Here is a 26,185-nt window from a genome sequence, read left to right as displayed (position 1 = left end):
CTTGGATATTCGGTTGCCACGCCCAGAGACACAAAACAACCGTTTCTTGTCGCTGCTGCCGATAAGTAACACGCTCACCTTCACGCAACCGCATGTGAGTTTTCCGCTTCCCTCCGATTCGCGCGAGTGGTTTTTATGGGCTGATAAAACGACACCCCGGCTTAACCGGGACCAAGCGCAGGGCAGGACCAAACCGGCATGACACCAACGAACGCCCGCCGTCCCGCCATGTCATCAAAACTCAGAATTCTGGCAACCACCGATCTGCACATGCAATTGGCCGGTTTCGATTATTCGGCTGATCGCAAGTCCGATCGCGCGGGCCTGACACATCTGGCGCGCCTGATTGAAGAGGCGCGGGCCGAGGCCGAAGCGGCTGGCGCATCCGTTCTGCTGCTGGACAATGGCGACGGGCTTCAAGGGTCTCCGCTGGGCGATTTTGTTGCCGAAGATCGGCGGCGGCCGCATCCGCTGATGCAGGCCTTTGCACTGCTGCGCTATGATGCCATTGGGTTGGGCAACCACGATCTGGATTTCGGGATCGAAACGCTGGCCAGTGTTTTGTCAGACTCGCCCTGCCCGGTGATCTGTTCAAACCTGCACCTGAACGATCCGGCCACTTTGCCGATTGTCGACAGGCACATCATCACCCTGCCCCCCCATGGGCTTAAGGTCGGGCTGTTTTCCTGTCTTCCGCCGCAAACCGCCATGTGGAACGCTCAGCGTCTGCGTGGGCGCGCCACCATTTCCGATATTTTGAGCACCGCCCGCAAAAGCATCGACGACCTTCAGGCAGACGGCTGCGATCTGGTGATCGCGCTGGCCCATACCGGCGTCGGGTCGAACATCCCGCAGGCCGGCATGGAAAACGCCGCCGCAATTCTTCAGGGTCTTCCCGGTCTGGACGCTGTCATTGCAGGCCACACCCACGATATTCTGCCAGCTGCGCCGGGCGCGGGCGCATTGGTTTTACCCGGCGCGATGGGATCGCACCTTGGTATCATCGACCTTGACCTGGAGCGCAGCGCTGACAGCCGCTGGAAGGTGTCAAACGCAGTGAGCGAGGCCCGCGCAGCACCCGAAGATCAGAGCAAAGACCTGTTGGAGCTGATTCGCGACGATCACGATCAGACCCGCAAACGGCTGGATCACCACATCGGCCACTCGGATAACCCGTTACACAGCTATTTTGCCAGTTTCGCGCCCGACAAGGGTCTGGCCGTTTTGGCCCATGCGCAGGCTGCGGCGCTGAAACCGTATCTGGCAAATTCCGAATTGGTGCGCTTTCCGATACTCAGCGCCGTGGCGCCGTCTCGTTTTGGCGGACGGGCCGGGCCAAGGAACTATACCGACATACCCGCAGGCCCGATTTCAGAACGTCATGTTTTTGATCTTTGTCCGTTCGACAACTTACTCTGCGCAGGGCTGCTGACCGGGGCAGACGTGCTGGACTGGCTGGAAATGTCCGCCGGGCTGTTCGCACAAATCGAACCGGGCGAAACCAGACCGTTGCTCGACCCGGCCTTTCCGGGACATAATTGCGATGTGATATTCGGGCTGGAGTACGAGATCGATATCAGCGTTCCGCCCCGATTCGACCAGAATGGCGACCTGATCAATCCCGATACACAGCGAATCCGAAACGCCTGCTGGAACGACCGCCCCCTTGACCCAAAGCAACGGTTTATCGTGGCCATGACAAGCTATCGCGCTGCTGGAGGCGGTAATATCCCAGCCCTGCGAAACCTGGTTTCGGTCGCGTTGCCGGACATTCGGTTGCGTGCCATCCTGCGCGACCACTTCGCTGGGGCCCTTCCACCAAGCCCGCTGCACAATGCACCCGTCCCATGGCGCTTCACCCCGGTCCCGCAGGCCGTGGCGATCACACTGACCGGTCCCGAGGCCCGCGCGCATCTGGATGAATTGTGCGGGCGGGAGGTCACCGAAGCGGGCATGGATACGGGCGGATTTCTTCGGCTTTCGGTTCCATTGGATCCGGTTTCAACCCGTCTTGCCATTTCCCGGAACGCTGACTATATCCCTAGTCGAGAGGTTGGCGCGGGCAGGCGCCTCGCCAACCCGGTCAGATCCGGAAGGAAGCAGCCGTAACGAGCCCCGCTTGGGTCGTTGTCCAGCCTCTCACCTTACTCCCCCCAGGAAAATTGCGCCCGCCGCCCGGTCAGTCGCCTGACGGGTCATTCCCGGTTTGAACCTGCCCGGCGTGGGCCCAGGCCAGCTGCCCGTCGGTCTCTATCGCGCAGGGTCGCACGGTCCGCAGCCGGGTCAGCGCCAGATCCGGATCTTCGCCACTTTCAATCAACAGCCGCAAAGCCGCCATCCCGGATCGGCCACATCCGCCCCGGCAATGCACCAAAACGCGCCCGCCACCGCGAAGTGCGGCCAGGGCCGACCGGCTGACCGGTGCCCATTCTGCGATAAACTGCTCTGTTGGTGTGCCAAAATCGGCCACCGGCATATGCACCCAGCGGCACCCCATGGCTCGCAGATCGGCCCCCAGATCGGCAGCCCCGGTGGTTTCCATTTCATCATCAGATGTCAGACTGATCACCAGCCCGGGCTGCCAGTCGCGAATATGGTCCAGATCATCCGCATAGGACCCGCCGGTTCCGGGAAGTCCCGAAAGCGCAAGGATCCCGTCGCCGACACCCAATGCGAATATGACCAGATCCGACATGGCTTACAGCCGCTCTGCGCTGAACGTGTCGCAGGATCGCAGGTTGCCGGATTTGAACCCGGTCGCAAACCAGCGTGAACGCTGGTCTGATGTGCCATGTGTAAACGTATGCGGCTGCGGTGCACGCCCTGCCCTGCGCTGCAACGTATCGTCCCCAATCTGTCGGGCCGCGTTCAAAGCCTCGTCGATATCGCCGGGCTCTAACAGACCGTCCACAGCCCGCGCCCAAATGCCGGACAAGCAATCGGCCTGCAATTCAAGCCGAACGGTGATGGCGTTTGCCTGAACCTCAGACGCTTGCTGGCGGTAGGTGTTGACCTCGCCCAGAATCCCCAGTTCGTTCTGAACGTGATGTGCGACCTCATGCGCCACAACATAGGCGGCGGCAAAATCCCCACTTGCGCCCAGCTGGCGCGACAAGGTCACAAAGAAACCTGTGTCCAGATACGCTTTCTGATCGGCCGGACAGTAAAATGGCCCGGTCGCGCCCGAGGCATTGCCACAAGGGCTTTGCGTCACGCCGGAAAACAACACCAGAACCGGCGGGGTATATGGCTGGCCAAGCTGATCGCGAAAGATGCCGTCCCAGACCTGTTCGGTCGTCGCCAGAACCTGCGAGACAAACACGCCCGCCGCTTCATCCTCGGGCGATACTGGTCGTGACTGCTGTTGCGGTGCCGCGCCTGTGTCATTCAACAATGGCGACACGTCCAAACCGGTAAAATACCCCAGCGCCAGAACAACCAAAACTCCGACGATACCAATTCCACCGACGGAACCGCCCGACATCGACCGGCCCCGGCGATCTTCCACATTCCGGCTTCCCCGGACTCCGCGCAGACGCATATTTCCCCCAAACGTGATCCCGCCTGCTATGGATAGCTTATCACAGGCATTTGACAAATGTTTTCAAAGGCCGAGGTTTCCCCCTACCCGATCCGTACCGACCACAACGCTGGCCTCGCGGCGCGCGAGTGACCGTTATCCTGGGCTACCCGGTGGACGCGCCGCGTCGCTGCGCTTAACGTATCGCGGTGACACGTGCCAAAGGTCTTCCATGAACGAATCCACTCCGTCCGGCTATCAGGTTCTCGCCCGAAAATACCGTCCCGAAACCTTCGCCGACCTTGTCGGGCAGGATGCGATGGTCCGCACGCTGAAGAACGCCTTTGCGGCGGACCGCATTGCGCAAGCCTTTATCATGACCGGAATCCGGGGCACCGGGAAGACGACCACCGCCCGGATCATCGCCAAAGGCATGAACTGCATAGGCCCCGACGGGCAAGGCACCCCCACGACCGAACCCTGCGGGCAATGTGAACACTGCGTCGCGATCATGGAAGGGCGCCATGTCGACGTGATGGAGATGGACGCCGCCTCGCGCACCGGTGTGAACGACATCCGCGAAATCATCGACAGTGTCCGCTATCGCGCCGCCAGCGCACGCTACAAGATCTATATCATCGACGAAGTCCACATGCTGTCGACCAGCGCATTCAACGCGCTGCTCAAAACGCTGGAAGAACCGCCAGCCCACGTCAAATTCATTTTTGCCACCACGGAGATCCGCAAGGTTCCGGTCACCGTGCTGTCACGCTGCCAGAGGTTTGACCTGCGCCGGATCGAACCCGAAGACATGATCGCCATGTTGCGCCGGATCGCCGATTCGGAAGACGCGCAGATTGCCGAAGACGCCCTGGCCCTGATCACACGCGCTGCCGAAGGCTCGGCCCGGGATGCGACCTCGCTGCTGGATCAGGCGATCTCGCACGGCGCGGGCCAAACCACGGCCGATCAGGTGCGTGCAATGCTGGGTCTGGCTGACCGTGGACGGGTTCTGGATCTGATTGACATGATCCTGCGCGGCGATGCTGCCGCCGCCCTCACGGAGCTGAGCGGTCAGTATGCCGAAGGCGCCGATCCGTTGGCCGTGTTGCGCGATCTGGCCGAAATCACCCATTGGGTGTCGGTGGTCAAAATCACCCCCGATGCCGCCGACGACCCGACAATTTCACCCGATGAACGCGCCCGTGGCCAGCAGATGGCGCAAACGCTGCCGATGCGGGTCCTGACGCGCATGTGGCAAATGCTGCTGAAAGCGCTGGACGAGGTCGCGTCGGCCCCGAACGCCATGATGGCTGCCGAGATGGCCGTAATCCGCCTGACCCATGTCGCTGATCTGCCCAGCCCCGAAGAACTGATCCGCAAGCTTAAAGACACGCCGCCGCCTCCGCCAGATCCGGGTGGGGGGAGACCCGTGCAAAGCACGGGCACGCCTGCGGCGGGCGGGGGGGGCCTCGGCTTCGCCTCGGCCCCGGCCGGCTCTGCCGGCAATGCCCCGACAGCTGCCCTTGCACAGGAAGTCGAAGGCGCCTTGGCCCGCTATCCGACCTTCGATCACGTGGTCGAACTGATCCGGGCCAATCGCGACGTGAAACTGCTGGTCGAAATCGAAACCGGAGTTCGTCTGGTTGCCTATCAGCCCGGTCGGATCGAATTCTGCCCGGCCCCCAATGCCGCACCCGATCTGGCCCAGCGGCTGGGAGGCCGATTGCAGGGCTGGACCGGCAATCGATGGGCGATCAGTGTCGTGTCGGATGGTGGTACGCCGACCATCGCGGAAGAGCGCGATGCGGCTGAAACAGCATTGCGCGACCAAGCCACCGAACACCCGTTGATCCAGGCGGTCTTGGACCGGTTTCCCAAAGCCAGCATAATGGCGATCCGCACCCCCGAGGCGATCGCCGCAGAAGTCGAGATCGAAGCCCTACCCGAAGTTGAGGATGAGTGGGATCCGTTTGAGGATGATTGAGCCAAACGGTGACCCCGGGGAGGGGGACGCATCGATGCTTTGGGATTAGCCGCCAGGCGTATCCAACGACATAATAAAATCGGCCGCGGACACAAGAGCATTGGCCTCAGATCAGTTCTGTCGCAAAAATCGGTTGAAGGCCGTGCTTCCTCTTTCCCCGAACGGGCTTATCCTACGGGCTCTGTGACGGGTGTTCCAAGAGCGGTGTAGCGGCTCAGCACCGCGACGCGTGCCTGGATTTCTGCGACCCGTCTGTCAAATTCGCGTACGATGAGCGACTGCCCAAGAAGTTTCACGCGATTTATCTTGCTGTCGACACGGCTCTTGCGGTGATATCCGCTCCATCGCCGCCACGGGGCGCAGCCCAGGTATCGCAATGCGCTAATCGCATCGTTCCCGGCGATGGCCGCGGCGCTGGTGGGTTTGCACGGCTTGGCGTTCTTGCGTGGCGCGCTGACGGCATGGGCACCACGGGCAGCAATCGCGTCGTGGTATTTGCGCGTGTCATAAGCCCCGTCCACTGCCCGGCAGGCGATTGCGAAGCACTCTGCCGAGAGGGGGTGATCACTGGTCCGATGCGCTGATGAGACGAGATTTGGGCGAACAATTCCGGCAACATCGGCGCATCACCGACGTTGCTGGCGGTGACCTCGACCGCTCGAACGTCCAGCGTGTCTTCATCGATCCCTGTGTGTATCTTGCGCCCAAAGGGGGCTGACATCCGGCACCACCCAGTCCAACCCGACCAACCGCACCAGGTTCTCGACAAAACCGGTGGTTTGCCGCAGCGGCAAACCAAACAGGACTTTCAGGGTCAGGCAGGTCTGGATCGCCGCATCGCTGAATTCCTGTCGCCGACCAAGCTTACCAGTCGGCGGCGGGGTCCAGACCATGTCGGGATCAAACCACACTGTCAGCGAACCGCGCCGCCTCAGTGCCTCATTGAAAGCCGACCAGGTCGGTGTCTCGTAATTCGTAGGGGTCCAACTGCTCATGCTTTCAAGCTATCATGCAGGATTCATAGGATGAATCTCAAAACCGATTTGTGCAACAAGGCCCCCTAAAACCAAGCATTGAATACTCATCGCTCGGCCGGCTCCCCGCACCCGCTCAATGGTAACCGTCCTCGCGCACCGCTTGTTAGAGCGGTTTTCGGCGCGGTGACAGGCTGACTTGTACAAACCTGCCCCGTTCCGTATCTACGGAACGAACTGAACAGCAAAGGATAACGAGGATGCTCAAAGGACTTGGCGGCCTTGGCGACATGGCCAAAATGATGAAATCCGCTCAGGATCTGCAAACCAAGATGGCGCAGATGCAGGAAGACATGGGCAACATGACCGTCACCGGCGAATCCGGAGCCGGGCTGGTCAAAGCCACGGCAACCGCCAAGGGCGAACTGACGGCTTTGGATATCGACCCGTCGATCTTCAATGGGGACGACAAGGAAGTTGTCGAAGACCTGATCCTGGCAGCCGTTAAAGATGCGCAGACCAAGGCCGCTGAGCGGGCGCAGGACGAAATGGCCAAGCTGACCGAAAGCATGGGCCTGCCAAAGGATATCAAGCTGCCGTTCTGATCCGGTTTCACCTGCACATCCGGCCCCGTTTGCCGGACCACCGCAGGCGCACCGGCAGCAGCACATCTTGCATTATGCGCAACGCATCGCCCATCGACATTCTGATCGAACTGATGGCCAAGCTGCCCGGGCTTGGCCCCCGTTCAGCACGCCGGGCGGTTCTGCATCTGATCCGCAAACGGGCGCTGCTTTTGATCCCTCTGGCTGACGCGATCCGCGAGGTCGCCGAAACCGCCCGGGAATGTCTGAACTGCGGCAATGTCGGAACCTCCGAAATCTGTGAGATCTGCGACGACGAAAAACGCGCGATTGGTGAAATCTGCGTGGTCGAAGACGTCGCCGACCTCTGGGCGATGGAGCGCGCAAACGTGTTCAAAGGCCGCTACCATGTGTTGGGTGGCACGTTGTCCGCCCTCGATTCAGTTGGCCCGGAAGAGTTGCGTATCCCCCGTCTTGTTGACCGGGTTGCGACCGAAAACATCACCGAAGTCATTCTGGCCCTGAACGCCACGATCGATGGCCAGACCACAGCCCACTACATTGCCGATCAGTTGCACGGAGGTGTCCGGCTGACTTCGCTGGCACAAGGCGTGCCAATCGGCGGAGAGCTGGATTACCTTGACGACGGCACCATTTCGGCGGCTCTGCGCGCCCGGAAAGAGGTCTGACGGGGACGCCGACATATCGCAGCGTCCCTGCCATCCGATCAGGTGGCCTCTATTTTCTGGTCATGTTCGCAATTGGCTTCGCTTTGGGCACATTTCGCACTGTGGTGATTGCCCCGGCCATTGGCGAAACGCTGGCGGTTCTGGCAGAACTGCCTGTGATGCTAACCTTGTCCTGGGTGGTCGCGAAACGGTTGACCGCAAATCGCGCCGATCTGAACACCGCCTACACCCGGCTGATCATGGGGGGATCTGCCTTCGCACTGCTGATCGCCGCCGAGTTCATACTTGCCCGATTTGGGTTCGGACGGTCTCTCACGGCACAGCTGGCCACATACCTGACGCTCTCCGGTGCTATGGGTTTGGCCGCCCAGATCGCCTTCGGGCTGTTCCCCCGAATTCAGCTGGCCCTGTACGACACGTAATCGCACAGCCCCTGTCTCTTCTCTTTGATAAATACTCAAAAGGGGTGAATTGGCCAAAAGGCCAAGAGGGGGACAACGTCCCCCAACCGCATCCGATCCGGAGACCCCATTGCGGCAATCTGAAAATGCTGAAAACCCGGCGTCATTCACATGATGCCGGGCTCCGCTTCACAGATCAAAAGCGAGGGTCGTGTTCCGTGTCTTCTTCTTCATCGTCATCGCTGCCTGCTGGCAGGTTGAAGAAGCTGTCCGCGTCCAGAACGTTCTCTTTTTCCTTGCGCGGTTCGTCATCCGAGCCTGACAAAGTGAAGGTCTCAAGCCCTTCGATGGCCGTCGGGATCTTGGGCTCTGCGTCCATTTCCAACGATTGTTCGGTCGACACCAGCTTGCGACGCTCATCATCGCTCATGACGTTGCCATCAGCGGCTTTCTTGGCAGCGGCCTTTTGAACGGCAGCATCCAGTTCGGACTGTTTGCACAAGCCCAACGCCACCGGATCAATCGGCTGCATGTTGGAAATGTTCCAATGGGTGCGTTCGCGAATCGACTGGATCGTCGGCTTGGTGGTCCCCACCAGCTTGGCGATCTGGCCATCGGTCAACTCAGGATGGAACTTGACCAGCCACAGGATCGAATTGGGCCGGTCCTGACGCTTGGACAGCGGCGTATACCGTGGCCCGCGTCGTTTTTCTTCGCCCGTGGCTGCAGCATTGAATTTCAGCTTCATCTTGTGAAGCGGGTTTTTCTCGGCAGCATCGATTTCGTCCTGAGTCAGCTGGTTGTTGGCAATCGGGTCGAACCCTTTTACGCCCACAGCCACGTCACCATCGGCGATGCCCTGCACTTCCAGCTCGTGCATGCCGACGAAATCCGCGACCTGCTTGAACGTGATTGTCGTATTGTCTACCAGCCACACGGCGGTGGCCTTGGCCATCAACGGTTTTGCCATGCACGTCGTCTCCTTCAAACACATTTGTCCCGTCGCCTGGAGCCGGCGGTCCCGGTCTAAGCCGGAACGGGTCACCTTGTCGGGGAACATCTGGGCTATATAGTGCGCCAAAACACATAAGGAAAGAGAGAATGCGCGGGTTTACATTGTGGGTTCTGGCCATGGTTCTGGCCTGTCCGGTCTTCGCCGATGGCGAAAAATCGGGTGATTTCGACTACTATGTCCTCAGTCTCAGCTGGTCGCCGAACTGGTGCGCCACCGAAGGCGACCGGCGCGACTCGGATCAATGCGACGACCGCCATGATTTCGGATGGACGCTGCATGGCCTCTGGCCGCAATACCATCAGGGCTGGCCATCGTTCTGCCGTACCCCGCACGCCCCGCCGTCGCGCGGAATGACCTCCGAGATGGCCGATATCATGGGCAATTCCGGCCTGGCCTGGCATCAGTGGAAGAAACACGGCACCTGCTCAGGGCTGACAGCCCCGGCCTATTATGCCCTGTCCCGCCATGCGTATGAGCAAGTCAACCGCCCCGATGTGTTTCGCAAACTCGACCGGACAGTGAAATTGCCCGCCTCGGTTGTCGAAGAGGCGTTTCTGAAAGAAAATCCCCAGCTTGAGCCGAATATGCTGACCGTGACCTGCAAAGACGGCCACATCCACGAAGCCCGGGTTTGCCTGTCACGTGACCTGACACCGGTGCCTTGCGGTCGGGATGTGATCCGCGATTGCACGATGACAGACGCGCTGTTTACACCGGTCAGGTAAAAGCCGGTCAGCTGCCCATTTCGGCCTGACAGCTGCGCACATACTCCAGCGCCTTGGCGGTGCCGTGCAGATCAATCGCCATAACCTTTTGCCCGGTTTGGCCATAAACGGTCATCACCTTCTTCTGCGCGATGGCATGAACAAAGTTGCGATCCGTGAAAAACACCACGGCGCCGGGGACTTTGCCCTGCTTCATGCCAATCGCCACAGCGTCGAAAACCTGCCCATCCAGATCGAACTTGATGTTGTATTGCGTCCCCTGCTTGATCTGCCCCCAGGCCCTGTTCATAACCGCAAAGTATCCGCGATCATTCTGCGCATCATAGCCCAGGCGCACCACCGAGAGATCTTCATAGACCGTCTGAATCAGGCACCCGTTGCCAAACGCCGGGTCAACCATAAGGTTCCACCCGGCAATAAACCCCTTGTCGATCAACGTCTGCGCCGCGGCCTGCCCGGCACCAAATGCGATTGCCACGGCAACCGCGCATCCAGCTAAAGATCTCATTCTGCCACCCATTTTTCCGTTCACACTCAACCTACAGCGCGGCCCACAAGAGGAAACCCCGTTCTGTCTTTTGCCGCCAACAACACGTCTTCCCCAACGACATCCTCTGCAATTGCAGAGCCGACAGCGGCGCGGGAGGCGGGCTGGGCGCGCTGCGCCCAGCCCGCCTCCCGCGCCGCCTCCCAGCCTCAACCGTTACGCAACTTTCAGAACGATCTTGCCGATATGGCCCGAACTCTCCATCCGGGCATGCGCCGCAGCAGCCTCTTCCAAAGCAAATTCACTGTCCATGACCGGGGCTACTGTCCCGGCATCCAGCAATGGCCAGACCGCTTCGGCGAGGTCGGTCGCGATCCGGGCCTTGGCGAGATCGCTTTGCGGTCGCAACGTTGATCCTGTGATCATCAGACGGCGGGTCATGACCTGCGCGAAGTTCATCTCGACTTTCGGCCCTGTCAGGAACGCGATCTGTACCAACCGTCCATCGTCAGCCAACGTCCTGATGTTTCGTGGAATGTAATCGCCGCCGACCATATCCAGAATCAGGTCTGCGCCACCCATATCTTTGACGACCTCGACAAAATCCTCTTCGCGATAGTTGATCGCACGCTCGGCACCAAGGTCCAGGCAGGCCTGACATTTCTCGGCAGATCCGGCAGTCGTAAAGACCCGCGCACCAAAGGCATTTGCCAGCTGGATTGCGGTTGTCCCGATCCCCGATGATCCGCCATGCACCAGAAACCGCTCTCCGGCTTTCAGCCCGCCACGGTTGAACACGTTTGAAAAGACAGTGAAAAACGTCTCGGGCAGACATGCGGCTTCTTTCAGGCCCATACCTTTGGGAAGCCGCAGACAATGCGCTGCAGGGGTTGCCACGTATTCGGCATATCCACCACCGGGAAGCAGGCCGCAGACCTGATCACCGACCGCCCACTGGGTCACACCGTCGCCCACGGCATACACTTCGCCCGAAGCCTCAAGTCCGGGAAGATCGCTGGCACCGGGGGGCGGTGCATAGGCCCCTGCCCGTTGCAGCGCGTCCGGACGGTTGACGCCCGCATAGGCGACGCGGATCACGATCTGGCCGTGCTGCGGTTCAGGTATTGGGCGTTCCGTCACTTTCAGAACATCCGGGCCACCGGGTTCGGTGATTTCTACGGCGCGCATGGTTTTGGTCATATCAGTCTCCTTCGAAGCGGCACGCGCCGCCAGTTTGGTCGGGGAAATGGGGAGGGTTCAGAATCTGGTGTTATCGATCCCGGCGTTAGTCGGAACGGCTTGTGGTGCCCGGCAGGTCGTCGCCGAAGTCCCGACGGGGTGGGCGGATCTTTTCGGCCAACCAATCGGGCCCGGCCAGCAGCGGTTTCAGCAACGGGTTGCGGCGCACCTGCGCCTTGAAGCTTTCGAACTGCATCACATTGTCGATCCGGCGATCCAGAAACTCCCACGTTGCCTGATGGTCGGGGCTGTCGTCACCCAACCAGTAGAGCACCGTCGAGGAATAAACCGCCGACAATGTTCCGCGTTTGGTGTACCAATTGATATCATTGGATGAATCGCCCAGAGCGGTCCAGATCTTGTCGCAGGTTTCCCACATTGCGCGGGCACCGTCCGGTGCGTGTTGCGGCAAGGAAAACAGGGTCACACCGCGCCGCACGGCCTCTTTGTCCGGCACCGCTTCCAGACGAAAGCGCACGGCAGCAGCGATCTTGTCGCGAAACCGCATGCCCTCCAGATCCGCAGATTTCAACCGCTCAAGCATGGCGGCGTCGCCACGGCGATGAAAGGCAAGCGCCAGATCCACCGCGCCTCGTGGGCAGATTGCCCGGGCCACAACCGGATCAAGGCCGGTGTCTTGAAGGGCGGCCTGGAACGTCGCATCGCTCCACCCGTCGAAAACGACATGGGTCAGAGCGGCGTCAAGAAGCTGGTTTTTCACCTCTTCATTGGGCTTGGTCATCGAAATCTCCGCTGCGTCTCAGAGTACTGGACAGGTAGGGTAGGCTTTGCTATACGGCCCCTTCCTGCAAATCCTTGCAACTCTTACTCTAGAAAGGTGGTGACAACCACATGCAGGTTAGTGTTCGCGACAACAATGTCGATCAGGCGCTTCGTGCCCTGAAGAAAAAGCTGCAGCGCGAAGGCGTTTTCCGCGAAATGAAGCTCAAGCAACATTTCGAGAAACCGTCCGAGAAAAAAGCGCGCGAGAAAGCTGAAGCGATTCGTCGTGCCCGTAAACTGGCACGTAAGAAAGCACAGCGCGAAGGTATGCTCTAAGCACACCGCGGCTGATTTCAGACGCTAGAATTTGACGACCCCCGAGGCCCGGCCGCGGGGGTTTGTCGTTTTTTGGGGCCCTGTTTTGACCGTTTTGTACACGCCCAAAACCCCCGATTGACCGTTTTGTACACATCTTTTGCACGGCGGTTCCCTGTTCCCGCGCGCCCCTTGATCGGGTAGGCTTCGACGGATGGGACTTCGCAAGGCGGCGCCTGACCCCGTCACATCCAAAACCGAATCCATCAAGATACCCTCTGGGGTCAAGCGCCTGTGGCGGCGGTTTTCCTATTCCGACGACCCAACACTTTCGCCGCGCCACAAACGGGCGGTGTTGTTGATGGCGGCGTTTGTTCCGATCGCCACGTTGTCGTTCTGGAACTACGCCGTCTTCTATCTGATCTATGACGCGGCCAATCTCTGGCCTGCCACATTGACCTGTTTTGTGGCCGGAGTTCTCTTTCTGGGGCTGCCATCGTTTGTTCGGCGCAACGTCGTTGTCGGTTGCTTTGCGATGTTGCTGATCGGAGGCACCATTTTCGCGATATTGTGCTATTTCTTTGGCGCCGGATCGGGATTGAATCTTGGTTTCTTCACGGGTGCTGCGCTGGCTCTGATGATCCTTGGAACACGACGCCTGCGCGTTCTTGCCGCCGTGGCCGGACCCGCGCTGGGTCTGGCATTGATACTGCCGTTCGTGTTTCCCGACCCCGCTCTGCCCGGTGTCACACCCGATCTGCTGCGATTCATTTATCAATCGAACGTTGGGGCAATCATCAGCCTGACAATTCTGGCGCTGGTCCTTGCGGTTCGCCAAGTGGAAATCGCCGAATCCGCATTGGAAGTGGAACACGCCCGATCCGAGGCGTTGCTGGATAACCTGTTGCCACATGAAATCGCGGCCCGTTTGAAGATAGAGCCGGACAGGACCATCGCCGACAACCTGCCGCAGGTGGCGATCCTGTTTGCCGATATCGTCGATTTCACCCCACGCTCGGCAAAAATGGCACCTGAAGAGATCGTTAAATTTCTGAACCGGATTTTCAGCGCTTTTGACGCGTTGGCCGAGAAACACGGGCTGGAAAAGATCAAGACCATCGGCGATGCCTATATGGTGGCCGCAGGCATGCCCGAGCCTTGCGCAGATCCGGTGCACAAGGCAGCCGAGATGGCGCTGGACATGCTGGCCGCCACCGAGGGGCTGCCCGATGATGTTCAGGTTCGGATCGGGCTGCATGCCGGGCCTGCGGTGGCGGGCGTGATTGGCAACAAGAAGCTGTTTTACGATGTTTGGGGAGAAACGGTGAACACGGCCAGCCGCATGGAAAGCCATGCTGAGCCGGGCCGGATACAGGTGACGGCTGCCGCGAAATCCGAGCTGGACGGCAACTATGAATTTGACCGGCGCGGACCGGTCGAGATCAAGGGCATGGGCGCGGTCGAGACATGGTGGCTGAAGGGGCCTCTTGCCCCAAAGGCAGAGGAAACTGGACAGACTCCCGACGCATCGCCATCGTGACCTGAACATATTTCAACACAGAAAGATTTAGCATGCCGATCACTGCCCAAGCACTGACCCTAAAAGCCACCGAATATACGGCGGCCTGGAACTCGAAAGACCCATCCGCCGTTGCCGACCATTATGCCGAGGATGGCGCGATTGTGATCAACCGGGGCGAGCCGTCTGTCGGGCGGGCAGGTGTTGAGGCGATGGCGGCCGGGTTTCATGCCGATGTGCCGGACCTGACGTTGACCTGCGATTCGATTCGTCTGGCGGGGACACATGCGATTTATGTCTGGACCTTTACGGGCCACGACGCCACGACCGGCAACCCGCTGAGCATCGAGGGCTGGGAGGAGTGGGATCTGACCGATGATCTGCTGGTCAAAGCCTCGCGCGGGTGGTTCGACGCCGACGATTATGCCCGACAGGTTGAAGGCGGCTGATCGTTGTCGGCGGCGGCGCGTTTTGACCACTGCTGTCGGAAATACGGCATCTGACCGGCCGGGGTTCGCTTAGACTGATCTCATCAAGATCAGCAAAAGCGAGGATAGTCCGGACCATGCTTGAGGAAGCAAAAGCAAGAACCACGGTGCTTCAGGCCCGGTTGAAAGAGCTTGGCATCAGCCATGCGGTGTTCACCTCGGAAAGCTCTATCGCGTATCTCGCCGGTTTCTGGGGATACCTCGGGATCGAATTCGGTCGACCGACAATGTTGGTCGTGCCAGCGGATGCGGCTCCGATCGTCATCACGCCGTTGATGGAAAGCGAAATGGTGGCCGAGATGACCTGGGTCGAGGATGTTCGAACCTGGGAAGATATGGGACAGCGCAGTTGGGGCCGTGCGTTGGCCGGTGCGTTACCCGAAAGCCCATCCGCGCTTTGGATTGAGCGATCCGATATTCCGGCAATTGTGCGCAATTTTCTGGATGAACGGTATCCCAGTGTTCCCCTTGAGGATATCGGGCCGGTTCTGGGCGAACAGCGGATGATCAAGTCATCGCTGGAGATTGAGGTCATGGCGCAGGCCGGTCAGATCGCCGGGGCGATGATGAAGGCGGCGCATGGATCGCTGCAAGAAGGTGCTTTGGAGTACGAAAGCGCGCTGGCCGTGATCGACGCCGGAACCCGGGCCGCTGCGGGGTTTCTGACCGACAAGGGGTGGCACCGGTTCGTGTCGCCGATGATCCATAACCTCCAGATCCTGCAAAGCGGTAAGGACACGTCGATGGTGCATCGGCGGGCGTCTGTGAAACCATATGAACGGTTTGATCCGGTTTATTTCTGCTTTTGCAACATGGCGCAGTTTCAGCAGTACAAGCTGGGGTTTGACCGGATGTTCCACGTTGGCGCTGTGACAGACGAGGCCGCACGCGTTCAGCAGGCGGCCATTGATGCCCAGCAGGCCGCGATTGCTGCCATTCGGCCCGGTGTTGCGGCGCAGGATGTGGCGGCGGCAGCCAATGAGGTTTACGCCGAACGCGGGTATCAGACCGGGTATCGGACCGGGCGGTCCATCGGCATGGCGTATCTTGAGGCACCTGAACTGAAGACCGGCGACGCCACCATTCTGCAACCGGGCATGACATTTGCGGTGGATGGCGGGATTTCGATTGATGGCGTGACGGCGGGCCGGATTGGCGACAGCATCGTGGTGACGGATACGGGGTGCGAGTACCTGACCAGCTATCCGCGCGAATTGCTTGTGACGGAGCGCTAAATGCGGCTGGCGGTTGTTCAGGCCCCTGCGCAGTTAGACGGCAGCGCGGCGCGGTTGAATTGGCTGGAGGGGTGTCTTGGCGAGATCGCGCAGCAGGGGGCCGATCTGGTCGTGCTGCCCGAATTGTTTGCCTGCGGGTATAATATCGGGGACGCGTTGATCTCTGAGGCCGAGGCGGCGGATGGGCCGGTTTTTGCGGCCATGTCAGAAATGGCATCCCGGTTTGGAGTGGCCATCCATTATGGATTTGCAGAGCGCGACGGCGACAAGCTGTTCAACGCCGCCATCTGTGTGTCGCCTGACGGGGAAGTGCTGTGTCACCACCGCAAGCTGACCATCCCCCCCGGGTTCGAGTGCGATTATTTTACGCCCGGGCAAGGATGCCAGGTGTTCACGTATCGCGGGCTCAGGATCGCGACACTGATCTGTTATGATGTCGAGTTTCCCGAGACCGTCCGCCATGTCGCGGCAGAGGGGGCCGAGCTGGTTCTGGTGCCGACGGCACTGGGGGCGGATTGGTCCTGGGTCGCGCATAGCATGATCCCGACCCGGGCTTATGAAAACGGGGTGTTTCTGGCCTATGTGAACAGTGCGGGGGTCGAGAACGGCATGGAATTTCTGGGGGCCAGCGTGGTTGCGGCCCCGGATGGAGTCGAGGTTGTCCGGGCCGGGCGGGCCCCGGACATTGTCTATGCGGATCTGGACAAGGCGCGTGTCACCGCTGCTCAGACACTGTTGCCTTATCTGGTGGATCGCAAAGCAATCAGGTTCTGAAAAGCGGATCAGTTGCGGATGCGGCCAAACGTCGACAGGCGATTGATTTCGTCGAGACGGTCAAGGTTGACGACGGTCGACAGCATCAGGCGATCCTGGCTCCAGTCTCCGGGGCGTTGGATGGCAACGGTGGTCAGGGCCAGAACGGCGACAAGCGGGACCACGGTGGCAAAGAAGGTCAGCCGCTGATAGGCCAGCCGCTTGGCGTTGAGCACGGACATGATCCGGTGTTCCAGAAAGCTGTGCTTGCCATTGCCCGGAGAGGTCCGATCCGCGGTGACCAGCGTCACCTTGGGCACGGCGATCACAAAGGCGCGGTCGCGGCGCAGGGTTTTCTGGCACACGGACAACAGCGTGTCGCAATAGGCGCGCACGTCGATGCGGCCATGGGACAGAACCTGACTGTCGCAGTTGAGTTCGCGCAGGTGTTCGACCTGACGTTTCCACGCGTGATAGGCGGGGTTCAGGAAGAACAGCGGTTTCAGCGCCTCAAGCACGATCTCCCATTCCAGATCACCCTGCCGGATGTGCTGGAATTCATGCGCGAGCGAGACCTTGAGTTCGTCGTCCTGCCCCAGCATGTGCGAGGGGATGACCACGTAGTAATTGCGCAGGCCGCGGGTTGAGAACGGGACGAGGGTCCGGTCAGACAGGCGGATTCGCATACGGCCAAAGCTGCGCCAGTCATAGCCGTTGGCGACGATGCGCCAGAGGCAGAACATCGAATAGAACAGCCGCGAAAGGCCCAACGCGGCGCCAAAGACGAAGATGGCAATCACGGCTTGCGCAATAAATCCGTCGCCGTTCAGCACGTTGCGCGTAAAGGTGTCGCGCAGCATGATCAGGCCTTCGAAATCCGAGGCTTTCATTTCAAGCCCGCCGTTCAGGTAGTAGGACACCACCATGTCGGACAGGTTGACGTGCATGCCCTTGGCGACGCCGGTGTTTTGCAGCGCGTTGACGGCCAGCACCAGAAGCGGCGCGCAGAGAATGGCCACAAAGACCGCGTTCAGAAGTTTGAGTTGCGTCCCATAGGCATGTTCCAGTCCGACGCGGCACATCATGGCGCGCACGAGACGCCACAGAACAAAACCTATGCAAAACAGAATATTGGCATTGATGAATGCATCAAGCAGCGCTTCACCCGCTATCATGTTTCAACCTCCGATCAACAAGTGCCCGGATTTGCCCCAATGCTTCTTCTGTCAGTTCGTCATCATCGACAAGACGCGCCACCAGCGAGGCGGGCGTGTCGTCGAACAGCTTCATCGACAGGTCTTTCAGTGAGCGTGTCTGATAGGTGTCCTTGGACAAGGTCGGCCGGTAAACGTGGCTTTTGCCTTCTTTCCGGCTGGTCGCAAAGTCTTTCTGTTCGAGGATGCGCAGGATGGTGGCGCCCGACGTATACGCAAGGTTGCGGTCGTCCGGCAGGTTGTTCAGCACATCGCGCACGGTTCCTTCGCCCAGGGCCCAGAGTTCGGTCATGAACTCAAGTTCGACTTCGGTCAGCAGTTCGCTTTTCTTCTTTTTCATCGCTGTCCCATCCCGGGTGATCGCTCACTCGTCGCGCAAAATAAGTAAATACTAAGCATTTCGTTTTCCAAAGCTAAATTTCACACTTTCCGGAAACAGAATATACCCCAGGCGATGCTGATGGCCACAGGCCACCACACGGGCTGGCCGATGATGCCCAGCCACGCGAGGAAGATATAGGCGGTTCCCAGAAGCGAGATGAACAGGCGGTCACCAAGGGTTGTGGTCAGGCCAAGGATGCCTTTGCGTTCGATCCCATCGCGGTATTTGAACACCTCCAGCACGCCGATCAGGGCGATGGCGCTGAACAGCGCGCAGAACAGGGCAAAGGTGGCCGGGGTCCAGGCCATCCAGAAGCTGGGCCAGAGCGGGGCTGTCCAGGAGAAGCCGGTTTCTTCCTCTTTCTTGGCGACATTGCCCCAGCCTTGCGCGGTGGCGGAATTGGCCATCAGGGCGGCGGGGATCAGGATCAGACGGAACATCATACCCTTCCCAGGGCAAAGCCCTTGGCGATGTAGTTGCGGACGAAATAGATGACGATGGCACCGGGGATGATGGTGAGCGTGCCAGCGGCGGCCAGCAAACCAAGTTCGTACCCTGCCGAAGACGCGGTTTTGGTCATGGTCGCGGCAATGGGTTTGGCCGCCACGGCGGTCAGGGTCTTGGCAAGCAGCAGTTCGACCCACGAGAACATAAAGCAGAAGAACGCGGCAACGCCGACGCCGGCTTTGATCGTCGGCAGGAAGATCGTCGCGAAAAAGCGGGGGAAGGAATAGCCATCAACATATGCGGTTTCGTCCAGTTCCTTTGGGATGCCGCCCATGAAGCCTTCCAAAATCCACACCGCGAGCGGGATGTTGAACAGACAATGCGCCAGCGCCACGGCGAGGTGGGTGTCAAAAAGTCCGACCGAGGAATAGAGCTGGAAGAACGGCAGGGCAAACACGGCCGCCGGGGCCATGCGGTTGGTGAGCAGCCAGAAGAACAGTTGCTTGTCACCCAGAAAGCGATAGCGCGAGAACGCATAGGCTGCTGGCAGGGCAACACTGACCGAGATCACGGTGTTCATCGAGACATAGATGATCGAGTTGATGTAACCCCAGTACCATGTCGGATCGGTAAAGATGACGCGGTAGTTTTCCAGCGTGAAGGTTTGGGGAAACAGGCTGAAGCCTGACAGGATCTCGTTCGTGGTCTTAAAGCTCATCGCGACCAACCAGTAGATCGGCAGCAACAGGAACGCGATGTAGAGGATCGGGATGAGAGAGCGTTTTTTCATTGCGCATCATCCTTTGTCATCAGGGTGTAGAACAGCCACGACACCAACAGGGTGATCGCGAAATAGATCAGCGACATGGCGGCGGCGGGACCAAGGTCAAACTGGCCGAGGGCGATTTTCACAAGGTCGATCGATAGCAGCGTGGTCGAATTGCCGGGGCCGCCTCCGGTCAGCACGAAGGGTTCGGTGTAGATGTTGAAACTGTCCATGAACCGCAGCAGGACGGCGATGGTCAGGACGGTTTTCATCTTGGGCAACTGGATATAGCGGAACACTTTCCACGGGCTGGCACCGTCGATCTTGGCGGCCTGGTAATAGGCATCCGGGATCGACACGAGGCCCGCATAAGACAGCAGCACAACCAGCGAGGTCCAGTGCCAGACATCCATCACAACGATGGTGACCCATGCCGAGATCGGTTGTTGGGTCATGTCATAGTTCAGCCCGACGACATCGTTCAGGAAGTATCCAAGCAGGCCGATATTGGGCAGGGTAAAGATGTTCCACATCGATCCGACCACGTTCCACGGGATCAGCATGGGCAGGGCCATGGTGACCAGACAGACCGGCACCCACATCCCTTGACGGGGCATAGACAGGGCGACGATGATGCCCAGCGGGACTTCGATGATCAGGATCAGGAAGGTGAACAGGAACTGGCGGCCAAGGGCGGCGTGGAACCTTTCAGAGCGCAGGATCTGTTCGAACCAGTCCAGCCCCTGCCAGAAGAACACGTTGTTGCCGAAGGTTTCCTGTACCGAGTAATTGACGACGGTCATGATCGGGATCAGCGCGTTAAACGCCACAAGCGCCAGCACCGGCAGCACGAAAAACCATGCGCGTTGGTTTTCGGTTTTCATGAGAACGCCTCCGTTGTGATCCAGCCATCGCGGTAGAGCCGGGTCTGGTCAGGGCGGAAGGCAAGATGCACTTCGGCCCCCTGTTCGACATTTGCGCTTTCGACCACGGCCTTGACCGGGGTGTCGCCGACCATGGTTTCGATGACCGCGTGGCGGCCAACGTCGGACACTTTGCGCACCCGTGCGGCCACGCCGGTGTCGGCGAGCGCCACAAATTCGGGGCGGATGCCCAGTTCGGTTTTGCCGCCATCGCCCTGAACCGGGCCTTCGACGGTGACGGTCTGGCCGTTGAAGATCACCTGTCCGGCATCGACCGACGCTGGCAAGATGTTCATGCCGGGTGAGCCGATGAAATGGCCGACAAATGTGTGTTGCGGGCGATCAAACAGCTCAACCGGGGTGCCGATCTGGACGATTTCGCCATCCTGCATGACGACAACCTGATCGGCAAAGGTCAGCGCCTCGGTCTGGTCATGGGTGACGTAGATCATCGTGGCGCGCACCTTTTGGTGCAGTTCTTTCAGCTTTGAGCGCAGTTTCCATTTCAGATGCGGGTCGATCACGGTCAGGGGTTCGTCGAACATCACGACATTGACGTCATCACGCACCAGCCCACGCCCCATCGAGATCTTTTGCTTGTTGTCGGGTGACAGGTGCGAGGCGCGGATATCGAGCATGTCCTGAACTTCGAGCATCTCGGAAATCTCGGCCACACGTTCGGCGATCTTGGCCGGGCTGACGCCGCGGTTTTTCAGCGGGAAGGCGAGGTTCTGGCGCACGGTCATGGTGTCGTAGATCACCGGGAACTGGAACACCTGCGCGATGTTGCGCTGATCGGGGGGCAGATCGGTCACGTCGCGGTCATCAAACAGGATGCGCCCCTCGGACGGGGTCAGCAGGCCCGAGATGATGTTGAGCAAGGTGGATTTGCCACAGCCCGAGGGGCCAAGCAGCGCATAGGCGCCGCCATCTTGCCAGTCGAGGTCGATTTCTTTCAGCGCGTAGTCTTCCGGACCCTTGGGGTTGGGCAGATAGGAATGGCGCAGGTTTGAAAGGGTGATCTTGGCCATCAGGCAACGAGGCTCCCGTCCGGGGCGAAATAGAACGCCTTGCTGGTGTCCATGTAAAAGCGGTGGTCTTCACCGACTTGATAGGGGTGAACGCCGTGGGTCAGGGAAACCCAGCCGTCTTGTCCCATCTGGAAATGCGCGCTGGATTCCGATCCTGAGAGTTCTGTCACTTGCACGATCCCGTTCAGGGCGACGTCTTGCGGTGCGTTTTGCACGGGCAACACATGGTGCGGTCGGATCGCAACCGTGTAGGTGCCATCGGACAGGTTGGCCGCAGCGCCGGACATCTGCCATGTCACGCCCGTGGCAAGCCGGGCTTGGGTGCCGGTTTTGGTGATCTGGGCGGCATTGATCGGCGGGTCAGAGAACACACGTGCCGCCGTCAATGTGGTTGGGTGGCGATAGATCTCGGCTGTGGGACCGAACTGGGTGACTACGCCCCCATCCATCAGCGCTGTATGACCGCCCAGAAGCAGCGCCTCTTCCGGTTCCGAGGTGGCATAGACCACAACGGCCCCGCGCCCGGCAAAAAGCTCGGGCAGTTGTTCACGGAGTTCTTCGCGCAGTTTGTAATCAAGGTTCGCCAGCGGTTCGTCCAGAAACACCGCGCGGCTTTCTTTGGCGATGGCGCGGGCCAGAGCACAGCGCTGTTGCTGGCCGCCTGACAATTCTTGCGGGCGACGGTTCAGCATCGGGCCCAGTTGCAGGATATCGGCAGCCTCTTGCACGCGGGCTTCGAGTTCGGATTTCGCCATGCCTGCGACCCGCAAGGGGGAGGCAATGTTGTCGAACACGGTCATTTGCGGATAGTTTACAAAGAACTGGTGCACGAGGCTGATGTTGCGTTTCTGCGTCGACAGGCGCGACACGTCCTGCCCGTCCATGAAGATTTTCCCCGAGGCCAGCGGATCAAGCCCGGCCATCAGTTTGATCAGCGAGGTTTTGCCCGCTCCGGTCTGGCCCAGAAGCACGTTGAAGTGCCCGGTTTCCAACACCAGCGAGGTCGGTTTTATGTGGGTGATCCCACGGACCACTTTACTGGCCTCTTGCAACTCTACTGTCATGCGTTCCTAGCCCGGGTAGAAAGTGGCCGAAGCCCAGGAAAGCTTCGGCCTGAGGTTGGCCCCCCACAAAGAGAAACAGGGGGCCGGTGGGATACTACTGGTTCCAGCGCGCGACCAGATCGTCATAGTTGACGGTCTCGCCCTGAGGCTTTTCGTTATCCAGTTTCGCCTTGGCTCCACCTTTGCCGAGCCATTCCGAGGCGTCTTTTTCCGGGTTCAGACGCGGACCACAGCCACCATAGACACCGGCGGCTTCGTCAGCGGCCTGCATCCGGGCCATGGTGATGTCCATTTCCCCGGCCAGACGATCCATCGCCTGCTGTGGGGTGAACGCACCCGAGTTCACGTCGCCAATCTGCTGCCACCAGATCTGGGCCAGCTTCGGATAGTCCGGCACGTTGATGCCGGTCGGCGACCATGCCACGCGGTCAGGCGAACGATAAAACTCGACCAGACCCCCCAGTTTGGGCGCGCGTTCCGAGAAGCTTTCGTGGTTCACGGTCGAATCGCGGGTGAAGGTGAGACCCACATGGGATTTCTTCACATCAACCGTTTTCGACGTCACGAACTGCGCATACAGCCAGGCGGCCTGAGCGCGGTCTGTCGGAGTGGATTTAAGGAAGGTCCAAGAGCCCACGTCCTGATAGCCGACTTTCTGGCCTTCTTCCCAATAGGGGCCATGCGGTGACGGGGCCATCCGCCACAGAAGGTTACCATCGGCATCCACCGTGTTGTTGCCTTCGGACTGTGGTTTGACCATGTCGGCGGTAAAGGCGGTGTACCAGAAGATCTGCTGGGCCACGTTGCCTTGCGCCAGGGCTGGCAGCGACTGATAGAAGTCATAGCTTGCCGCACCGGGAGGTGCATAGCTGCGCAGCCATTCATCCCATTTGCGGATCGCATAGACCGCCGCCGGACCGTTGGCCGCGCCACCGCGTGACACGGATGCGCCTGCCGGATTACACGAGCCAGCCTCCATGCGGATGCCCCATTCGTCGATCGGTACGCCGTTGGGTTCACCCTTGGACCCGGTGCCCGCCATCGACAGCCACGCATCGGTCATCCGCCAACCCAGATCGGGCGCGCGTTTGCCATAGTCCATGTGGCCATAGATGCGGACACCGTCGACTTCTTTGACATCATTCGAGAAGAAATCGGCGATGTCTTCGTAAGCCGACCAGTTGACCGGCACGCCCAGCTCATAGCCGTACTTGGCCTTGAACGCGGCCTTGTTGTCAGCATCGTCGAACCAGTCCTTGCGGAACCAGTAGAGGTTGGCGAACTGCTGGTCGGGCAGCTGATACAGGTTGCCATCGGGGCCCGTGGTGAACTGGATGCCCATGAAGTCGTCCAGATCAAGCGTTGGTGACGTGGTCGCCGCCCATTCGCCGCCCATCTGTTCGGTCAGGTTATAGGCCAGCTGCAGGCGCGAGTGCGTGCCGATCAGATCGGAGTCATTGACGTAGCCGTCATAGAGGTTCCGCTGGGTCTGCATCTGGGTCTGCACGGCCTGCACCACTTCGCCCTCGCCGAGGATCTGGTGGTTGACCTTGATGCCGGTGATTTCTTCGAAGGCTTTGGTCAGCACTTCGCTTTCATATCCGTGGGTCGGAATGCCCTCGGACAGGACGTTGATTTCCATGCCCGCATAGGGCTGAGCGGCATTGATGAACCACTCCATCTCGGCCATCTGATCGCTTTTCGACAGCGTCGATGGCTGGAATTCCTGATCAATCCATTTCTGGGCTGCCGCTGAATCGGCAAAAGCAGTCCCAGACCCCGCGATGACGGCCGCAGCCGCAGTCGCGGAGAGCAGATACTTACGCATCGTGTCTCCTCCCAAAGATATAAGTGAGCCGGATTTCGCCAGCTTTCTTAACGCTATTCGGAGTCTCGCCGGGCTGTCAAACTAAATTTTTAGTAGACATATGGGAGGCTGACAGGATGAGCTGGCAAACAGCATATTGCGATGACGCGTGTCTTGGTGGTGGCCCCTGATCGATTTCTGTGCGGGCCTGCGTTATTGGATTTGGACTGTTTCAGAGCAGCGCAACAACCTGTCAAAAAATGCGAAACTGCTGTCTGATTGCGGCGTCTTGTTCGGGTGTAAGGTATTCTGGATGATGGGTTTTCAGGATCTCTTGCGCGCGCGCCCGGGCCACTGTCCAGGCATCCTTGGCCCCGTCTTCGGCCCAGGTCCGCGGCTCGGATCTGTCGGCCAGTGACGGGTAAAAATAATCCCGCTCCATCGCCGCAATGGTGTGGTCTCCGCCCAGGAAATGACCGGCCCCCAAAACCGCCTCGGTGATGGCGTCAAACCCAAGGTTTTCTTCGGACACTTCGATCCCGCGCAACGCGCGATAGGTGTTTGAGTGCATTTCGTCGTCCAGCACAAAGGCCTCGAAACTGGCGCCCAGCAACGACGCCATCATGCCTGAGCTTTCGTAAATCAGATTGCCGCCCGCCAAAGCCGCCGCCAGTGAGCTGATGCCTTTTTCGACACCGTATTGCGCATCAATGGCCTTGGCATCGGTCATCGAGCAGGCGACGCCGGACGGCAGGTTCAGCCAGTTCGACAATTGTGCCGATGCAGCGTTCAACACAGCGCCTTCCCCGCTGCCACCTGCAAAAGCGCCGGTGCGCAGATCGACCACCAGCGGCCAATTGGAAAAGACCATCGGATACCCGGGCCTGATCGCATGTACCATCACCAGGCTGGCAAGCGTTTCGGCCAAAGACTGCGCGAGAAAACCGGCCATCGTTGCCGGGGCGGTGGCGCCTGCCTGAGCGGCGGTAATGCACGATATCGGGATGTTGTGTTTGATACATTGATAGACCACGTCCACCGCATCTTCGCCGTAGCGCATGGGCGAAATGACCGGGCTGATGTGCGCCTTCATGAACGGGCGTTTTGAAAACGCGCCCTCTCCGCCCGCTGCGATATCCAGCATCTTGACGATTGGGTCGATGTTTTCTGCCAATGTGAAGGATGTGGCCGTCGGCTTGGTCGTATTGCGCAACAGCGCATAGGCCGTGTTGACGTCCAGATCGAAATTGTCAGACACGTCCGTGGCCACGCAGCACCGGGTGTACCAACTGACATTGGCGAGCGTGTCCTGAAGCCGCGTGAAATCATGCAGGTCGGCCAGCGTTGAGGGACGATATGTGCCCGTGTCCAGATCGAGGGTCTGAACCGCCGCGCCGCCTGTCCCGAAATAAACCCGGTTTCCGCCCACCTTGATCGAGCGGGCTTCATCACGGCCATGCAAGATGAACGTCTGGGCCGCTTGGGAAATCGCGTCTTCGACAAGGGGGCGGGGAAAGGTCAGCCTGCCATTGCCGCCGTCCTGCGCGCCGGCGGCCAGCAGGTCGCTTTGCAGCCGGCTGGGCACTTCGCCCATGCCCAATTCGGACAAGAGCCTGAGGGCCGTGTCGAAAATGCTGTGCAGATCGGGGTCAGAAAGCGGTTTGTAGGCCCCGCCTATTTGACCCGGGGGACAGGGATCAAAGCTTGGTTTCGCGGCACGTTGCGCATGTCGCGCCAGTCGGCCACCGCCGCGTCGTGTCATGTTGCAAGCCCTATGATTGCGTGACGCGCCAATGGTCCCAAAGCGTAAATCCCCTTGCGTGCGATCCGCGCTGTGCTTTGGATCGGCCAATTGCATCCGGATGGTTTAATCCGCACAGCGACCCTCACACGTCAG

General features: G+C 59.7%; 25 protein-coding genes, 1 other RNA gene and 2 pseudogenes. 12 read left to right on the top strand and 16 right to left on the bottom strand.

Going from position 1 to position 26,185, the window contains the following annotated elements; translation table 11 throughout:
* Positions 1-198: 198 nt before the first annotated feature.
* Positions 199-1,680, top strand: a pseudogene (locus tag FOY56_RS24130) (5'-nucleotidase C-terminal domain-containing protein); the annotation flags it as partial.
* Positions 1,681-2,047: 367 nt separating this feature from the next.
* Positions 2,048-2,144, top strand: an RNA gene (gene ffs / locus FOY56_RS10385) — signal recognition particle sRNA small type.
* Between the two features lie 35 nt (positions 2,145-2,179).
* On the opposite strand, the gene FOY56_RS10380 is transcribed toward ffs, so the two are convergent.
* Entirely contained in the window at positions 2,180-2,695 is a 516-nt protein-coding gene (locus FOY56_RS10380) for a protein-tyrosine phosphatase family protein (RefSeq protein WP_146345776.1), read from the bottom strand.
* Positions 2,696-2,698: 3 nt separating this feature from the next.
* Positions 2,699-3,541, bottom strand: a complete 843-nt coding sequence (ypfJ, locus tag FOY56_RS10375) for a KPN_02809 family neutral zinc metallopeptidase (RefSeq protein ID WP_146345775.1) — start codon at positions 3,539-3,541, stop codon at positions 2,699-2,701.
* A 28-nt stretch (positions 3,542-3,569) separates the two neighbouring features.
* Between ypfJ and FOY56_RS10370 the strand changes: the two genes are divergently transcribed.
* Positions 3,570-5,507: a DNA polymerase III subunit gamma/tau gene (locus tag FOY56_RS10370; protein ID WP_281288818.1), complete on the top strand. Its 1,938-nt coding sequence runs from the start codon at positions 3,570-3,572 to the stop codon at positions 5,505-5,507.
* A gap of 167 nt (positions 5,508-5,674) precedes the next feature.
* Here FOY56_RS10370 and FOY56_RS10365 read toward each other — a convergent pair.
* Positions 5,675-6,502 (bottom strand): annotated as a pseudogene (locus tag FOY56_RS10365) (transposase).
* 239 nt (positions 6,503-6,741) lie between these two features.
* On the opposite strand from FOY56_RS10365, the gene FOY56_RS10360 reads away from it, so the two are divergent.
* The 3 genes from FOY56_RS10360 to FOY56_RS10350 all read left to right on the top strand — a co-directional run bounded on the left by FOY56_RS10360 (position 6,742) and on the right by FOY56_RS10350 (position 8,176).
* A complete protein-coding gene (locus FOY56_RS10360) occupies positions 6,742-7,086 on the top strand; it encodes a YbaB/EbfC family nucleoid-associated protein (RefSeq protein WP_146345773.1) in 345 nt (114 codons plus the stop codon).
* A 74-nt stretch (positions 7,087-7,160) separates the two neighbouring features.
* The gene (recR, locus tag FOY56_RS10355; protein ID WP_146345772.1) at positions 7,161-7,754 is read left to right on the top strand and encodes a recombination mediator RecR; all 594 of its coding nucleotides are present in this window, start codon (positions 7,161-7,163) and stop codon (positions 7,752-7,754) included.
* Positions 7,755-7,816: 62 nt separating this feature from the next.
* On the top strand, positions 7,817-8,176 hold the full coding sequence (locus FOY56_RS10350; RefSeq protein WP_146345771.1) for a hypothetical protein: 360 nt from the start codon (positions 7,817-7,819) through the stop codon (positions 8,174-8,176).
* 175 nt (positions 8,177-8,351) lie between these two features.
* Here FOY56_RS10350 and FOY56_RS10345 read toward each other — a convergent pair whose 3' ends face one another.
* The gene (locus tag FOY56_RS10345; protein WP_146345770.1) at positions 8,352-9,125 is read right to left on the bottom strand and encodes a DUF1013 domain-containing protein; all 774 of its coding nucleotides are present in this window, start codon (positions 9,123-9,125) and stop codon (positions 8,352-8,354) included.
* A gap of 131 nt (positions 9,126-9,256) precedes the next feature.
* Between FOY56_RS10345 and FOY56_RS10340 the strand changes: the two genes are divergently transcribed.
* Positions 9,257-9,895, top strand: coding sequence for a ribonuclease T2 family protein (locus FOY56_RS10340; protein ID WP_146345769.1), 639 nt, complete (start codon positions 9,257-9,259; stop codon positions 9,893-9,895).
* A gap of 7 nt (positions 9,896-9,902) precedes the next feature.
* Here FOY56_RS10340 and FOY56_RS10335 read toward each other — a convergent pair whose 3' ends face one another.
* The 3 genes from FOY56_RS10335 to FOY56_RS10325 all read right to left on the bottom strand — a co-directional run bounded on the left by FOY56_RS10335 (position 9,903) and on the right by FOY56_RS10325 (position 12,363).
* Entirely contained in the window at positions 9,903-10,403 is a 501-nt protein-coding gene (locus FOY56_RS10335; protein ID WP_246139453.1) for a hypothetical protein, read from the bottom strand.
* A gap of 195 nt (positions 10,404-10,598) precedes the next feature.
* Positions 10,599-11,582, bottom strand: a complete 984-nt coding sequence (locus FOY56_RS10330; protein WP_146345768.1) for an NAD(P)H-quinone oxidoreductase — start codon at positions 11,580-11,582, stop codon at positions 10,599-10,601.
* Positions 11,583-11,667: 85 nt separating this feature from the next.
* The gene (locus tag FOY56_RS10325; protein ID WP_146345767.1) at positions 11,668-12,363 is read right to left on the bottom strand and encodes a COQ9 family protein; all 696 of its coding nucleotides are present in this window, start codon (positions 12,361-12,363) and stop codon (positions 11,668-11,670) included.
* A 110-nt stretch (positions 12,364-12,473) separates the two neighbouring features.
* On the opposite strand from FOY56_RS10325, the gene rpsU reads away from it, so the two are divergent.
* The 5 genes from rpsU to FOY56_RS10300 all read left to right on the top strand — a co-directional run bounded on the left by rpsU (position 12,474) and on the right by FOY56_RS10300 (position 16,675).
* Entirely contained in the window at positions 12,474-12,680 is a 207-nt protein-coding gene (rpsU, locus tag FOY56_RS10320; protein ID WP_008207378.1) for a 30S ribosomal protein S21, read from the top strand.
* 193 nt (positions 12,681-12,873) lie between these two features.
* Positions 12,874-14,199 carry an adenylate/guanylate cyclase domain-containing protein gene (locus tag FOY56_RS10315; RefSeq protein ID WP_146345766.1) on the top strand — a complete coding sequence of 442 codons (1,326 nt, stop codon included), beginning with the start codon at positions 12,874-12,876 and terminating at the stop codon, positions 14,197-14,199.
* A 32-nt stretch (positions 14,200-14,231) separates the two neighbouring features.
* The gene (locus FOY56_RS10310) at positions 14,232-14,627 is read left to right on the top strand and encodes a nuclear transport factor 2 family protein (protein ID WP_146345765.1); all 396 of its coding nucleotides are present in this window, start codon (positions 14,232-14,234) and stop codon (positions 14,625-14,627) included.
* A gap of 116 nt (positions 14,628-14,743) precedes the next feature.
* Positions 14,744-15,901 carry a M24 family metallopeptidase gene (locus FOY56_RS10305; RefSeq protein WP_146345764.1) on the top strand — a complete coding sequence of 386 codons (1,158 nt, stop codon included), beginning with the start codon at positions 14,744-14,746 and terminating at the stop codon, positions 15,899-15,901.
* Entirely contained in the window at positions 15,902-16,675 is a 774-nt protein-coding gene (locus FOY56_RS10300) for a carbon-nitrogen hydrolase family protein (RefSeq protein ID WP_146345763.1), read from the top strand.
* Positions 16,676-16,683: 8 nt separating this feature from the next.
* Here FOY56_RS10300 and FOY56_RS10295 read toward each other — a convergent pair whose 3' ends face one another.
* The 9 genes from FOY56_RS10295 to FOY56_RS10255 all read right to left on the bottom strand — a co-directional run bounded on the left by FOY56_RS10295 (position 16,684) and on the right by FOY56_RS10255 (position 26,050).
* The gene (locus tag FOY56_RS10295; protein ID WP_146345762.1) at positions 16,684-17,829 is read right to left on the bottom strand and encodes a M56 family metallopeptidase; all 1,146 of its coding nucleotides are present in this window, start codon (positions 17,827-17,829) and stop codon (positions 16,684-16,686) included.
* Positions 17,816-18,208 (bottom strand): BlaI/MecI/CopY family transcriptional regulator, encoded by a 393-nt coding sequence (locus FOY56_RS10290; RefSeq protein WP_146345761.1) that lies wholly within the window; start codon positions 18,206-18,208, stop codon positions 17,816-17,818. Before FOY56_RS10290 ends, FOY56_RS10295 begins: the two co-directional genes overlap by 14 nt.
* An 80-nt stretch (positions 18,209-18,288) precedes the next feature.
* On the bottom strand, positions 18,289-18,690 hold the full coding sequence (locus FOY56_RS10285; RefSeq protein WP_146345760.1) for a DUF2160 domain-containing protein: 402 nt from the start codon (positions 18,688-18,690) through the stop codon (positions 18,289-18,291).
* Positions 18,690-19,487: a carbohydrate ABC transporter permease gene (locus FOY56_RS10280; protein WP_146345759.1), complete on the bottom strand. Its 798-nt coding sequence runs from the start codon at positions 19,485-19,487 to the stop codon at positions 18,690-18,692. The genes FOY56_RS10285 and FOY56_RS10280 overlap by 1 nt, the downstream gene beginning before the upstream one ends.
* Positions 19,484-20,347, bottom strand: a complete 864-nt coding sequence (locus FOY56_RS10275) for a carbohydrate ABC transporter permease (RefSeq protein ID WP_146345758.1) — start codon at positions 20,345-20,347, stop codon at positions 19,484-19,486. The genes FOY56_RS10280 and FOY56_RS10275 overlap by 4 nt, the downstream gene beginning before the upstream one ends.
* Positions 20,344-21,417, bottom strand: coding sequence for an ABC transporter ATP-binding protein (locus tag FOY56_RS10270; protein WP_146345757.1), 1,074 nt, complete (start codon positions 21,415-21,417; stop codon positions 20,344-20,346). The genes FOY56_RS10275 and FOY56_RS10270 overlap by 4 nt, the downstream gene beginning before the upstream one ends.
* Entirely contained in the window at positions 21,417-22,481 is a 1,065-nt protein-coding gene (locus tag FOY56_RS10265; RefSeq protein WP_146345756.1) for an ABC transporter ATP-binding protein, read from the bottom strand. Before FOY56_RS10265 ends, FOY56_RS10270 begins: the two co-directional genes overlap by 1 nt.
* 94 nt (positions 22,482-22,575) lie before the next feature.
* Complete coding sequence (locus FOY56_RS10260; protein WP_146345755.1) at positions 22,576-24,309, bottom strand: ABC transporter substrate-binding protein; 1,734 nt, start codon at positions 24,307-24,309, stop codon at positions 22,576-22,578.
* 232 nt (positions 24,310-24,541) lie between these two features.
* The gene (locus FOY56_RS10255; RefSeq protein WP_146345754.1) at positions 24,542-26,050 is read right to left on the bottom strand and encodes a trimethylamine methyltransferase family protein; all 1,509 of its coding nucleotides are present in this window, start codon (positions 26,048-26,050) and stop codon (positions 24,542-24,544) included.
* Positions 26,051-26,185: the final 135 nt, after the last annotated feature.

It is taken from the genome of Falsiphaeobacter marinintestinus (assembly GCF_007923355.1).
Taxonomy (GTDB): domain Bacteria; phylum Pseudomonadota; class Alphaproteobacteria; order Rhodobacterales; family Rhodobacteraceae; genus Phaeobacter_A; species Phaeobacter_A marinintestinus.
The sequence above is the reverse complement of the archived record's forward strand: the minus strand, read 5'-3'. Positions and strand labels throughout refer to the sequence as shown.